The sequence below is a fragment of the Pseudomonas sp. JC1203 genome, assembly GCF_056175065.1.
The window spans coordinates 89218-101941 of record NZ_JBWCAM010000026.1 but is presented as its reverse complement, the minus strand read 5'-3'; the positions used below and the strand labels follow the sequence as shown (position 1 = coordinate 101941).

The 12724-nt window shown below is 63.8% G+C and carries 12 protein-coding genes; 1 reads left to right on the top strand and 11 read right to left on the bottom strand.

The window, feature by feature from the left end:
• Window positions 1-14: 14 nt before the first annotated feature.
• The 7 genes from AC0SZ7_RS28975 to AC0SZ7_RS28945 all read right to left on the bottom strand — a co-directional run bounded on the left by AC0SZ7_RS28975 (window position 15) and on the right by AC0SZ7_RS28945 (window position 7100).
• Window positions 15-854, bottom strand: coding sequence for an urease accessory protein UreD (locus tag AC0SZ7_RS28975; protein WP_475507599.1), 840 nt, complete (start codon window positions 852-854; stop codon window positions 15-17).
• Between the two features lie 30 nt (window positions 855-884).
• Window positions 885-1583, bottom strand: a complete 699-nt coding sequence (urtE, locus tag AC0SZ7_RS28970) for an urea ABC transporter ATP-binding subunit UrtE (protein WP_475507598.1) — start codon at window positions 1581-1583, stop codon at window positions 885-887.
• Window positions 1584-1706: 123 nt separating this feature from the next.
• Entirely contained in the window at window positions 1707-2567 is an 861-nt protein-coding gene (gene urtD, locus AC0SZ7_RS28965; RefSeq protein WP_473005215.1) for an urea ABC transporter ATP-binding protein UrtD, read from the bottom strand.
• A complete protein-coding gene (gene urtC, locus AC0SZ7_RS28960; RefSeq protein ID WP_475507597.1) occupies window positions 2564-3643 on the bottom strand; it encodes an urea ABC transporter permease subunit UrtC in 1080 nt (359 codons plus the stop codon). Before urtC ends, urtD begins: the two co-directional genes overlap by 4 nt.
• Entirely contained in the window at window positions 3643-5184 is a 1542-nt protein-coding gene (gene urtB, locus AC0SZ7_RS28955; protein WP_475507596.1) for an urea ABC transporter permease subunit UrtB, read from the bottom strand. Before urtB ends, urtC begins: the two co-directional genes overlap by 1 nt.
• A gap of 104 nt (window positions 5185-5288) precedes the next feature.
• Window positions 5289-6554 carry an urea ABC transporter substrate-binding protein gene (gene urtA, locus AC0SZ7_RS28950; protein WP_475507595.1) on the bottom strand — a complete coding sequence of 422 codons (1266 nt, stop codon included), beginning with the start codon at window positions 6552-6554 and terminating at the stop codon, window positions 5289-5291.
• Window positions 6555-6842: 288 nt separating this feature from the next.
• A complete protein-coding gene (locus tag AC0SZ7_RS28945) occupies window positions 6843-7100 on the bottom strand; it encodes a DUF3077 domain-containing protein (protein WP_475507594.1) in 258 nt (85 codons plus the stop codon).
• Between the two features lie 538 nt (window positions 7101-7638).
• On the opposite strand from AC0SZ7_RS28945, the gene tenpIN reads away from it, so the two are divergent.
• A complete protein-coding gene (gene tenpIN / locus AC0SZ7_RS28940) occupies window positions 7639-8082 on the top strand; it encodes a type III toxin-antitoxin system TenpIN family toxin (RefSeq protein ID WP_475507593.1) in 444 nt (147 codons plus the stop codon).
• 159 nt (window positions 8083-8241) lie between these two features.
• On the opposite strand, the gene AC0SZ7_RS28935 is transcribed toward tenpIN, so the two are convergent.
• The 4 genes from AC0SZ7_RS28935 to AC0SZ7_RS28920 form a co-directional block, all read right to left on the bottom strand.
• The gene (locus tag AC0SZ7_RS28935; protein ID WP_475507592.1) at window positions 8242-9615 is read right to left on the bottom strand and encodes a PepSY-associated TM helix domain-containing protein; all 1374 of its coding nucleotides are present in this window, start codon (window positions 9613-9615) and stop codon (window positions 8242-8244) included.
• Between the two features lie 58 nt (window positions 9616-9673).
• The gene (locus tag AC0SZ7_RS28930) at window positions 9674-11731 is read right to left on the bottom strand and encodes a TonB-dependent copper receptor (RefSeq protein WP_475507591.1); all 2058 of its coding nucleotides are present in this window, start codon (window positions 11729-11731) and stop codon (window positions 9674-9676) included.
• 88 nt (window positions 11732-11819) lie between these two features.
• Complete coding sequence (locus AC0SZ7_RS28925; RefSeq protein WP_475507590.1) at window positions 11820-12236, bottom strand: DUF2946 domain-containing protein; 417 nt, start codon at window positions 12234-12236, stop codon at window positions 11820-11822.
• Window positions 12237-12239: 3 nt separating this feature from the next.
• The gene (locus AC0SZ7_RS28920; RefSeq protein ID WP_475507589.1) at window positions 12240-12686 is read right to left on the bottom strand and encodes a copper chaperone PCu(A)C; all 447 of its coding nucleotides are present in this window, start codon (window positions 12684-12686) and stop codon (window positions 12240-12242) included.
• Between the last annotated feature and the right edge of the window lie 38 nt (window positions 12687-12724).

The following is a 12724-nucleotide window of genomic DNA, read 5'->3' as shown; positions in this document are numbered from 1 at the left end:
GCTCCCACAAAATATCAGGTGCTCCAGATTCTTGGGGGCAGGGCTTCTTTGCCCAGCACCTCGGGGCGCAATATTTTCCATAGGGCAATCAGCCAATCGCGGGCGTGCAGGCCTTCATGGGCCAGGCAGCGGGCTACCAGCAGGCCAGGCAGCTGGCTGAGGTCGCCGCGCACCTGGCCTTCCACGGCCCGGCATTGTTCAAGCAACTCGGGGCTGATGTCGGCCGTCACCAGCAAGGTGGCAAACACCGTGTGGCCGTCCAGGCCCATGGGCGAGTCCAGCAGGCCGTCGTTGCCGACCACGCGCTGGCGCTCGTGCCACAGCAGTTCGCCGTCCCGGCGGATGTCCACGCGGCTCTGGAAATGCCCGCGCTCGAAGCGCTCGTCCGCCGCCGGGCGGCCCAGGGCGACCATGTCCCAATACACCAGGCGGGCGTCGCCCTGCAGCTCGATGCTGGTGTGCAGTTCTGCCTGGGCGGCGCTGTAGACGATGGTCTCCTGCGGCAGCCACTCAAGCGTTGCACCGGGCGCCACGGCCAGGTTCAGGGTCTGGTAGGCGGGGCCGGCGGCGCGGTACCACTTGGCCGCGCCCGGGCTGGTCAACTGCGCCCAGGCGCCGTCGCCGACGCTCACGCTGATGGCCAGGCGGTCACCGCCGGCAATGCCGCCGGGCGGGTGCACGATGATGTGCTGGCACACCTCGGGGCCCTCGGCGTACAGGTGCTTCTGCACCCGCAGCGGGCCCAGGTGGCGGCGCTGGGTGGGGCGGGTGGTGTCGCCGAAACGGCCGTAGCCCAGTTCGAGCTCGGCGTGCCAGCTCGGCGTGTACAGGGCGGTGGAAGCGGGCAGGTTCATAGGCTTGTTCGTTATTGGTTTGTGTGCAGATTAAATGGTTACCAGGCCGCGTACACCCTCGGCCTCCATATTTTCACCGCGGCCGTGCTGCACGATTTCGCCCCGCGACATGACGATGTACTGGTCGGCCAATTCTGCGGCGAAATCGTAGAACTGTTCCACCAGCAGAATCGCCATGTCGCCGCGCGCGGCAAGCTTCTTGATCACCGCGCCGATCTCCTTGATCACCGACGGCTGGATGCCCTCGGTGGGCTCGTCGAGAATCAGCAGGCGCGGGCGGCTGGCCAGGGCGCGGCCGATGGCCAGCTGTTGCTGCTGGCCGCCGGACAGGTCGCCGCCGCGCCGGTGCTTCATCTGCAGCAATACCGGGAACAGCTCGTAGATGAACGCCGGCACCTCCCTGGCCTCGCTGGCGCTGAAGCGCGACAGGCCCATCAGCAGGTTTTCCTCGACGGTAAGCCGGCCGAAAATTTCCCGGCCCTGGGGCACGTAGGCGATACCGGCGTGCACGCGCTGGTGCGGCTTGAAACCGGTGATGGGCTTGCCTTCCCATTGCACGCTGCCTTCCTTGGACGGGATCAGGCCCATCAGGCACTTGAGCAACGTGGTCTTGCCCACGCCGTTGCGGCCCAGCAGGCAGGTGACCTCGCCGACTTTCACATCGAAGGACAGGCCACGCAGGATGTGGCTGCCGCCGTAGTATTGGTGAAGCTTTTCGACCTGGAGCATGGTTCAAACTCTCCGCATATGGACCTTGTGGGAGCTGGCTTGCCAGCGAGCTTTTGAGGCCCTGAAAACTCGCTGGCAAGCCAGCTCCCACAACAGCAGTGCTTCCATCAAAAAAGGGCAGGCTCAGCGGCCCAGGTAAACCTCGATCACCCGCTCATCCGCCTGCACCTGCTGCAGCGACCCTTCGGCCAGCACGCTGCCCTGGTGCAGCACGGTGACGTAGTCGGCGATGGTGTCGACGAAACCCATGTCATGTTCCACCACCATCAGCGAGTGCTTGCCGGCCAGGCGCTTGAACAGTTCGGCGGTGAACTCGGTCTCGGCGTCGGTCATGCCCGCCACCGGTTCGTCCAGCAGCAACAGCTGCGGGTCCTGCACCAGCAGCATGCCGATCTCCAGGAACTGCTTCTGGCCGTGGGACAGCAGGCCGGCGGGGCGGTGCACCGAGGTGGTCAGGCGAATGGTGTCGAGCACCTCGTCGATGCGGTCCTTCTGCTCGCCCGTCAGGCGCGCGCGCAGGCTGGCCCACACCGACTTGTCGGTCTTCTGCGCCAGCTCCAGGTTCTCGAACACGCTCAGCGCCTCGAACACCGTCGGCTTCTGGAACTTGCGGCCAATGCCGGCCTGGGCGATCTGCACCTCGCTCATCTTGGTCAGGTCCAGGGTTTCGCCGAACCAGGCCTTGCCGTGGCTGGGGCGGGTCTTGCCGGTTATCACGTCCATCAGCGTGGTCTTGCCCGCGCCGTTGGGGCCGATGATGCAGCGCAGCTCACCCACGCCGATGTACAGGTTGAGGTTGTTCAGCGCCTTGAAGCCATCGAAGCTGACGCTGATGTCTTCCAGGGTCAGGATGGTGCCGTGGCGGGCGCTGAGCGCACCGTCCACGCGCTGGCCCAGGCCGATGGCGTCACGGCTGGTGCCGGCGTCGCGGTTGGGTTCCAGGATGGGCTCCAGCATGAATTCGGGGGTAGGCGTGGTTTTCATTGTTCGCCCCTTTTCTTGATCAGGCCGATGACGCCCTTGGGCAGGTACAGGGTGACGATGATGAACAGCGCGCCCAGGAAGAACAGCCAGTATTCAGGGAAGGCCACGGTGAACCAGCTCTTCATGCCGTTCACCAGGCCTGCGCCCAGCAGTGGGCCGATCAGCGTGCCGCGGCCGCCCAGGGCTACCCACACGGCGGCCTCGATGGAGTTGGTGGGCGACATTTCGCTGGGGTTGATGATGCCCACCTGCGGCACGTACAGCGCCCCGGCCAGGCCGCACAGCACCGCGCTCAGCACCCAGATGAACAGCTTGAAGCCGCGCGGGTCGTAGCCGCAGAACATCAGCCGGTTCTCGGCGTCGCGCAGGGCGGTCAGCACGCGGCCGAACTTGCTTTGTGCCAGGCGCCAGCCCAGCAGCAGGCTGCCCACCAGCAAGGCCACCGTCAGCAGGAACAGCACGGCGCGGGTGCCTTGCGAGGTGATGTTGAAGCCCAGCAGCGTGCGGAAGTTGGTGAAGCCGTTGTTGCCGCCAAAGCCGGTCTCGTTGCGGAAGAACAGCAGCATGCCGGCGAAGGTCAGCGCCTGGGTCATGATCGAGAAGTACACGCCCTTGATCCGCGAACGGAAGGCGAAGAAACCGAACACCAGCGCCAGGAGGCCCGGGGCCAGCACCACCAGGCACATGGCCCAGAGGAAATGCTGGGTACCGGTCCAGTACCAGGGCAATTCGGTCCACGACAGGAAGGTCATGAACGCCGGCAGGCTGTCGCCGGCCGATTCGCGCATCAGGTACATGCCCATGGCGTAGCCGCCCAGGGCGAAGAACAGGCCGTGGCCCAGCGACAGCAGGCCGGCGTAGCCCCACACCAGGTCCAGGGCCAGGGCGACGATGGCGTAGCAGAGGATCTTGCCCACCAGGGTCAGGGTGTAGGCCGATACCTGCAGGCTGCTGGTTTCAGGCAGCAGCGACATCAGCGCCAGGGCCACCAGCACCAGCACCACCAGGGCGCCGATGGCGATAGTCGCCTTGGGGCCGGCCTTTTGCGCGGCGGTTACCATCAATGGTTGGTTCATCAGTCGATCACCCGTCCTTTCAATGCAAAGAGGCCCTGCGGACGTTTCTGGATAAACAGAATGATCAGCGCCAGGATCAGGATCTTGCCCAGCACCGCGCCAATCTGCGGTTCCAGGATCTTGTTGGCGATGCCCAGGCCGAACGCCGCCGAGACGCTGCCGGCCAACTGGCCGACGCCGCCCAGCACTACCACCAGGAACGAGTCGATGATGTAGCCCTGGCCCAGTTCCGGGCCGACGTTGCCGATCTGGCTCAAGGCCACGCCGCCAAGGCCGGCGATACCCGAGCCCAGGCCGAAGGCGAGCATGTCGATGCGCCCGGTGGGCACGCCACAGCAGGCCGCCATGTTGCGGTTCTGGGTGACGGCGCGCACGTTCAGGCCCAGGCGGGTCTTGTTCAGTAGCAGCCAGGTCAGCACCACCACGAACAGCGCGAAGGCGATGATGACGATGCGGTTATAGGGCAGTACCAGGTTGGGCAGCACCTGGATGCCGCCGCTCAGCCATTCGGGGTTGGCCACTTCCACGTTCTGCGCGCCGAAGATCAGCCGCACCGCCTGGATCAGGATCAGGCTGATGCCCCAGGTGGCCAGCAGGGTTTCCAGCGGGCGGCCGTACAGGTGGCGAATGATGGTGCGTTCCAGCGCCATGCCGATGCAGGCAGTGACGAAGAACGCCACCGGCAGCGCCACCAGCGGGTAGAACTCGATGGCGCCGGGGGCCAGGCGCTGGAACAGCAGCTGCACGGCGTAGGTGGAGTAGGCGCCGATCATCAGCATTTCGCCGTGGGCCATGTTGATCACGCCCAGCAGGCCGAAGGTGATGGCCAGGCCCAGCGCCGCCAGCAGCAGGATCGAGCCCAGGGACATGCCGCTGAAGGCCTGGCCCAGCAGGTCACCGATCATCAGCTTGCGTTTCACCTGCACCAGGCTGGTTTCGGCGGCGGTGCGCACGCCGGGGTCTTTTTCCACGTCGGGTTGCAGCAGGTTTTCCAGGCGGGTGCGGGCCAGCGGCTCGCCGGTGTCGCCCAGCAGGCGCACGGCAGCCAGGCGCACGGCCGGGTCGGGGTCTACCAGTTGCAGGTTGGCCAGGGCCAGGCTCAGGGCGGTCTTGACCGTGCTGTCCTGCTCGCCGGCCACCACGTGGTCCAGCAGTTTCAGTTGCGCGGGCTGGGCGCTTTTCTGCAGCTGTTGGGCGGCGGCCAGGCGCACCGCCTTGTCGTTATCGAGCAGTTGCTGGCTGGCCATGGCGTTGTCCACCAGGCCGCGCAGGCGGTTGTTCAGGCGCACTTTGCGCAGGTTGCTGTCGCTGGTGGCGTTGGCCTTTTCGATGACGGCGTGCTTGTCGGCGTCCATGGCCACGCGGCCGTCCTGCAGGGCCTGCAGCAGCTCCAGGCGTTCGGGGATGGGCTGGGCAGCCCAGGTTTCCAGCAGTTGTGCCTGCTGCGCAGAGTCACCGGCGACGAAATCGTCGCCGTCGCTGGCATGGGCCGCCAGGGGCAGCAGCAGGATGAGGGAGAGCAGAAGGCGATAAAGGGACATGGCAGCGTCCTGGGGCAAACGTCGAGAATCCTGTAGCAGCTGCCGCAGGCGGCGTCGGGCCGCGACGCAGCCTACGGCAGCTGCTACAGGTAGAGGGCCGTGCTTTAGTTGCTCTTCACTGCGTAATCAGGCTTCTTGTCGTTACCTGGAATGAACGGGCTCCACGGCTCGGCGCGGATCGGCTCCTTGGTCTGCCACACCACGTTGAACTGACCGTCGTCCTGGATCTCGCCGATCATCACCGGCTTGTGCAGGTGGTGGTTGGTCTTGTCCATGGTCAGGGTAAAGCCCGACGGCGCGGCGAAGGTCTGGCCGCCCATGGCTTCGCGCACTTTATCCACATCGGTGGACTTGGCTTTCTCGGCGGCCTGGGCCCACATGTGGATGCCCACGTAGGTGGCTTCTATCGGGTCGTTGGTCACCGCCTTGTCGGCGCCCGGCAGGTTGTGCGCCTTGGCGTAGGCTTTCCAGTCGGCGACGAACTTGGTGTTGACCGGGTTATCCACAGACTCGAAGTAGTTCCAGGCGGCCAGGTTGCCCACCAGCGGCTTGGTGTCGATGCCGCGCAGTTCTTCCTCGCCCACCGAGAACGCCACCACCGGTACGTCGGTAGCCTTCAGGCCCTGGTTGGCCAATTCCTTGTAGAACGGCACGTTGGAGTCGCCGTTGACGGTGGAGATGACCGCGGTCTTGCCACCGGCCGAGAACTTCTTGATGTTGGCGACGATGGTCTGGTAATCGGCGTGGCCGAACGGGGTGTAGACCTCTTCGATGTCGCTGTCCTTCACGCCCTTGGAGTGCAGGAAGGCGCGCAGGATCTTGTTGGTGGTGCGCGGGTAGACGTAGTCGGTGCCCAGCAGGAAGAAGCGCTTGGCGCTGCCGCCGTCCTCGCTCATCAGGTATTCCACGGCAGGAATGGCCTGCTGGTTCGGCGCGGCGCCGGTGTAGAACACGTTCGGCGACATCTCTTCGCCTTCATACTGCACCGGGTAGAACAGCAGGCCGTTGAGCTCTTCGAACACTGGCAGCACCGACTTGCGCGACACCGAGGTCCAGCAGCCGAACACCACGGCCACCTTGTCCTGGGTCAGCAACTGGCGGGCCTTTTCGGCGAACAGCGGCCAGTTGGACGCAGGGTCCACCACCACCGGTTCCAGCTTCTTGCCGTTGACGCCGCCCTTGGCGTTGATCTCGTCGATGGTCATCAGCGCCACGTCTTTCAACGAGGTTTCGGAAATTGCCATGGTGCCCGACAGCGAATGCAGAATACCGACCTTGATGGTCTCGGCGGCCTGGATAGTCCAGCTCATGCCCATGGCGGCGATGGACGCCGTGAGGGTAAACGCCTTGATCAAGCTACGACGCTTCATGGTGCAATCTCCAAATGATTTGATTTTTTAGTGGGGCAGATGGCGACTTCTGCCAGGGAGATTGCAAGGGGTGTGCCGAAGTGGTGCGGGGCCGTGGGATGGCGCTTTGGGGGCGGTGGAGGTCGCAGGCCTGCACCGGGCTGGTGCGCGTTTGGCGCGGTGGTGCGTGGGGGTGGGCGTTGCTGGTGCATTGCTAGCGGTATTGCTGAACATCCGCGGACGCGGCCTGCGGCCGCTGCTACACGGTTCGTAGCAGCTGCCGCCAGGCGGCGTCCGGCCCCGCCGCGATCAGCCTGCGGTGCAGGCGTCCACCAGCGCCTTGGCGGCATCAATCAACGGCATGACGCCGCGGGCCAGCAACTTGCCGTCCATGCCATCGCAGTCGGCGGCTTCATAGGCAATGGCCCCGGCGTAGCCGAGCAACAGCGAGGCATGGGCAAGCGCGTCGTCGGCGTTCGTGCCTGGGCGGACGGAGAAGAGGGGTTGGTTGTTTCGGTCCAGGGGGCCGAAGTGATGGAGGCGGGTAGTGGGAAGATCAAAATTCATATTCAAGAGACTCGGAGATCATGGGTATGACACCCCTCGTCGCTTGCATTCGACAAGGTGGCGGCTGGACGCAGGTGTGCAAGACTGGGGATCTCCAACCCAGCAGGGCCTAAGCCCTCCCGCGTACAGCCACCATAGTTTCTTGAAGGCGTAAAAATACGCCAGCCAGTATTCTACAGCAGCTGTGGAAATCCCTCAGGCTTGCACGCCCGGTCACTGATTTTCAGCGACGCGGGGAGCCTATCCCTGGTACCCCATGACCTCAAGTCAGACGTTTCCGAAAATGACGTTACCTTGTAGGACGTATAGTAAAAGCATGAGCTGTTACATTTTTCCTGATGGGGAGCGATTGACGCAGCAGACCATGAGCCATAGAATTAATGCCGATGATGTGGTGGAAGGGTGATCCCCACGTTAAATAAAGAAGTCCCCAGTTGAAAGATGTGGTGGAAGGATAATTCCCACGTTAAAAAAAGAAGTTATCCATCTTGAATGAAAAAGCTCCTTAATTGGGGCTTTTTTTTTGGGCAAAGGAAATATGCTGATAAAAAAATTAGAACAATCATTTTTCACTGAGAACGCATATCTCCAAGAGGTTCTGGACAAAAAGCATGGTGTCTGGAACGAGGAGAAGAAGCGAGGTTACGGAATTTTGCTTATCGAGCTGAATAGCCTGCGTTTTGGCATACCGCTCCGCTCTCATATCAACCATAAATTTTGTTTCAAAACGGCTGATAACAAAGGTCTTGATTTTTCAAAGGCCCTGCTGCTTCTCAAGGATGAATATATCTCATCTTCTCCATTCATGATTCCAGCTGCTGAGTTTGTTAAAATCAAGGATGCTGCTCACATTATTCAGCGAAAGTTTTCAAAGTATGTAGGCAGGTATGTCGAGGTCGTCGCGAAGCAGGACAGAAATGTCTTGGAACGTAACTATAAATTTTCAACGTTGCGAAATTATCATCTGGAGCTAGGGCTATGAACACGAAAGCCCGCAGAGATCGCTCTCCTGCGGGCTTCGGATGCTATCTCAGGAAATAAACGACATTGTTTGATCCTTGATTGTTAGCCCTGTTTTTATTTCCGGTTGATGCGCAAGTACCTCGTGCCTCTAGCCCGTAGCCGCTGCCGAAGGCTGCGGCTACGAATGCACCGCGCTCGAGCTTGGAATTCGCGCCAAGCCCCACTCGATTGCCCACACCACCGCCAGCGACACCCCCACCAGCGGAAATGCCAACCCCAGCGCAACCATGACGCCGATCGCCACCTTCCACTTCGGCAAATCATGCCGCAGCGGCGGTACCCCCAGTTGCCCCACGGGCCGGCGTTTCCACCACATGATCAAGCCGCTCGCCGAGCCCAGCAGAATCATCAGGCACACCAGCAGGATCACGAACTGGTTGAACGGCCCGAACATCTTGCCTTCGTGCAGCATGACCCCGGCCTCGGTGGCGCGGGCAACGGGGCCGTAGTCTTTCCAGCCGACATTGGCCAGCACTTGCCCGCTGTATTGGTCGATGTGCAGGGTGGCGTCGTTGCGCGGGTCGTCGGCGAATACCGCGATGGTGAACACGCCGGTATCGGTGGTCGGCAGGGTGATGCTGTAGCCGGGTTCGACGCGGTGCGCGGTGGCCAGGTCCACTACCTGCTGCAGGCTGATCGCCGGGCTTGCAGGCATTTGCATATGCCCACCATGGGCCATGTGCTCGGCGTGGGCACCGCCGGACATGGGCATGGGCGTGTTTTCCAGCGCCCAGGGCACGGTCTGGCGGTTGGCCTGGTTCAACTGCCCGGCCTGCACGTCGGAGGTGGGCACGTTGTCCCACATGGCGGCGGGGAAGGTGTTCCACACCTGGGCGAATTGCTTGCCCCACAGGCCGGTCCAGGTCATGCCGCTGAGCAGCATCAGCAGCAGGAAAGCCGAACCCCAGAAGCCCAGCACGCCATGCAGGTCGCGCCAGAACAACCGGCCGCGGGCGTTCAGGCGTGGCCACAGCACGCCGGCGCCGGCCTTGCCGCGCGGCCACCACAGGTACAGGCCCGACACTACCAGCACAATGCCCCAGCCAGCTGCCAGTTCAACGAGGCAGTCGCCGACCGTGCCGATCATCAGCTCGCCATGCAGCGCGCGGGCGATGGCCTGCAGGTTGAGCTTGGCGTCCTGGTCGCCCAGCACCGCGCCGGTGTAGGGGTTGATGAACACGTTCAGTTCACGCCCCTTGGCGCTCAGCACGAATTGCGCGCTGCGGTCGGCGGCAGTGGCGGGCAGGTATTGGGTGATGCCGTCCTGTGGATAAGTGCTGTGTACCCGTTGCATCAGTTCATCGGCGCTGAGCGCGTGCTCGGCGGGGGTGACGACCATCAGCGAGCGATACATCAGCGGGTCGAGCTGCGGCTTGAACAGGTAGATGATGCCGGTAATCGCCAGAAGGATCATGAACGGGGCGACGAACAGCCCGGCGTAGAAGTGCCAGCGCCAGGCCAGGTTATAGAAATTTGTAGTTGGCTTGTTCATCACAAAGCGCTCCACGGTTGCAAAGGGCGGCGCGATCCAGGCGCGCCGCCAAAAGGGTTCAGAAGCTGAAGTCGACCTTGGTCCACAACGTGCGGCCGGTTTCGTTCACGGCCTGCGGGTCGCTGGCCGGGTAGCCGAAGCCGGCGTTGCCCGCCAGGTTCAGGTGCTCCGAATAGTTTTTGTCGAGCAGGTTGTCGACGCCGGCGCTGACCTTGAGGTGCTGGTTGATGCGGTAGGCGCCGTTGAGCGAGAACACGCCGAAGCCGGCGCTTTTCTCGTAGTCCTTGCCCACCACGTTGCCGGCGTTGATGTCCACGCGGTCCTGCGCAGCCACCAGGCGCCACAGGGCGCCGGCGCTCCAGTTTTCCCGGCCGTAGGTCAGGCCCAGTCGCGACTCCAGCGGTGGCATCTGCGGCAGGGCGCGGCCGTCGCTGCTGTTCTTGCCCCAGGCGTAGGCCAGGGTGGCGTCGGCTTTCCAGCGGTCGCTGAGCTTGTAGGCCGCGCCCAGTTCGCCACCCATGATGCGTGCGTCGATGTTGCGCGCCTGGGAGCTCATGCCGCTGTAGTCGAACAGGATGAAGTCGCGCACCTGGCCGACGTAGCCGGAGGCCCAGGCTTCAAGCTGTTCGGTCTTGTACTGGACGCCGAAGTCCAGCTGGGTGGTCTTTTCCGGTTTCAGGTCATGGAAGGCGTTGACCGCGCCCGGGCCGGAGGTGGGGGAGAACAGCTCCCAATAATCCGGGAAGCGCTGCACGTGGCCGAGGCCGATGTAGGTGGTGGCGGGGACGGCAGCCAGGTCATGTTCGTAGCGCAGGAAACCGCTGGGCAGCGTCTGTTCGCGGGTTTCATCGGCGGTGGGGTTGGCGGCTGTGCTCATGCCGGAGCCGGTGGTTTGCCGATAGTCGCGCGCCTGGGCGCGGTCTACGCGGGCACCGCCGATGACGCGGTCGTTGCCGCTGGCGTACCAGGTCAGCTCGCTGAACACACCGACGTCCTGCATCTCGGCGTCCTTGCTGCGCGGCACGTCCTTGTAGGCGTCAACGCCCATGGCACTGCGCTTGCGGTGCTGGCTGGTCTGCGCGTCGATGCCGCTCAGCAGTTGCCAGTCGGCCCATTTCCAGGTGGCCTTGATGCGCGCGCCCAGGGTGCGGCGGTCAGGGTTGCTGGCCATGGCGCCAGCCATCATGCCGGTGCCGGACGGGGTGCGCAGGGTGTAGTTGTCCATCACGTGGTCGGCGTAGTTGTAGTAGACCTGGGCCTCGACCTTGTCCAGCACCTCGCCGATGTTCGACTTCTCGAAGCGCAGGCCCAGGCTTTCGCGCTTGAACTGGGTGCCGTCCATGCCGCGCCCGGCGTAGCGCGATTCGCCATCGCCCTTTCCGGCGGTCAGCTCCAGCAGGGTGTCGGCGTCGGGCGTCCAGCCCAGGGCCACGTCGCCGTTCCATTTGTCCCAGCGCGAGGGCACGGTGGCGCCGTTGCCATCCTTGTAGTCATCGGCCTGGGAGGTATTGCCGACGAAGCGCGCGTAGCCGTCGGCGTTGCCCACGGCGGTGTCCACCACCTTGTCGAAGCGGCCGTTGGAGCCGGCCAGGACGCTTGCGTTGAAGCGGCTGCCCAGTTCGCCGAAGTGCTCGGGCTCGCGCTCGAACAGGATGGTGCCGGCCGAGGCGCCGGGGCCCCACTGTACGGTTTGCGGGCCCTTGATCACGGTCAGGCGGTCGAAGGTTTCCGGGGATATGTACGAGGTGGGCGCGTCCATGCGGTTGGGGCAGGCGCCCAACACGTTGCCGCCGTTGGTGAGGATATTCAGGCGCGAGCCGAACATGCCGCGCAGCACCGGGTCGCCATTGGTGCCGCCGCTGCGAATGGCCGAGAAGCCGGGAATGGTCTTCAGGTAATCGGCGCCATCGCTGGCCGGTACCGGCTGGCGTGGGTCCTTGGGGTTGGTGACCACGGTCAGCGGCGAGCTGGGGGCCACGGCGGTGATCACCGTGGGGCTCAGCTCGGCGGCGCCGACCAGTTCGGCGGCAAAGGCCGCAGGGCAGAAAAGGGTGCCGCACAGCGCGGCGGCCGTCCGTTTACGGGACAGCAACGAGGTAGCAGTGGACCTGGACATGGTTTATCCAACTTCGATCAGTCACAAAGGCACGGGTGCGCGGCCGCCGCTGCAGTAGGCAGCGTGGCAGGCACGACGTGATCAGGAGCTAGGCGAGGCGGATAGTGGGTGGCGCGCGGGTACGGGCGCCGGGAAACACTGCCTGGGCGGCGTGGCCCTGGTGGGTGGGGGCAATGAGGCCGGCCACCGGCAACGGTTTGGCCAGGGGCAGGAAGCCGGGCGCCTGGGGCAGGGCCGGGGTGTGGAAGAACAGGCTGCAATAGCCGCACTTTTCCCAGAGGGGGTGCAGCGTGGGGTCGCCATGGTGCTGGGCCATGTCGTGGCCCGGCATGTCCATGCCCGGCATGGCCATGGACATTTCCATGGGCATGGCGCGGTCGTGGTCCATCGGCATCGACTGGGAAACCAGCGGGCCGATGAACATCATCAGCATGGCGAACAGGCTCAGCCAGGTCGCCCGGGTGGTGGGCGGCGCGTGGGGCCTGTGGTGGTGCGCGCGGCTCATGGTTTAGGGGTTGGCTACCGGGGGCTGTTTCATGACCACTACTTGCACGGTGATATCACCGGCTTGCTTGAAGTGTAGTGTCAGCGGGAAATGCCCGCCATCCTGCAGCTGGCTGCGATCACTTAAATCAAGCAGCATCACGTGGTAGCCCATGGGCTGGAAGGTGGCCTGTTCGCCGGCGCCGATGTTCACGGCCTCCACGGGGGCCATTTTCATCATGCCGTCGCTGTCCATATGCTGATGGATCTCGGCGCTGCCGGCAATCGGGCTTTCGGCGCCCAGCAGGCGGTCGGCGCTGTTGCCATCGTTGCGAATGGTGAAATACGCCGCCACGGTGGGGGCGTTGGGCGGCAGTTCCTGGGACCAGGGTTGCAGCACCTGGATGTCCTTGGCCTGGGCCATGAAGGCGGGCAGCAGCAGGGTCAACGCTAACAGCACTTTCTTGAGCATGGTGGCTTTCCATGAGCAGCGTGTGGGATGACGGCAGC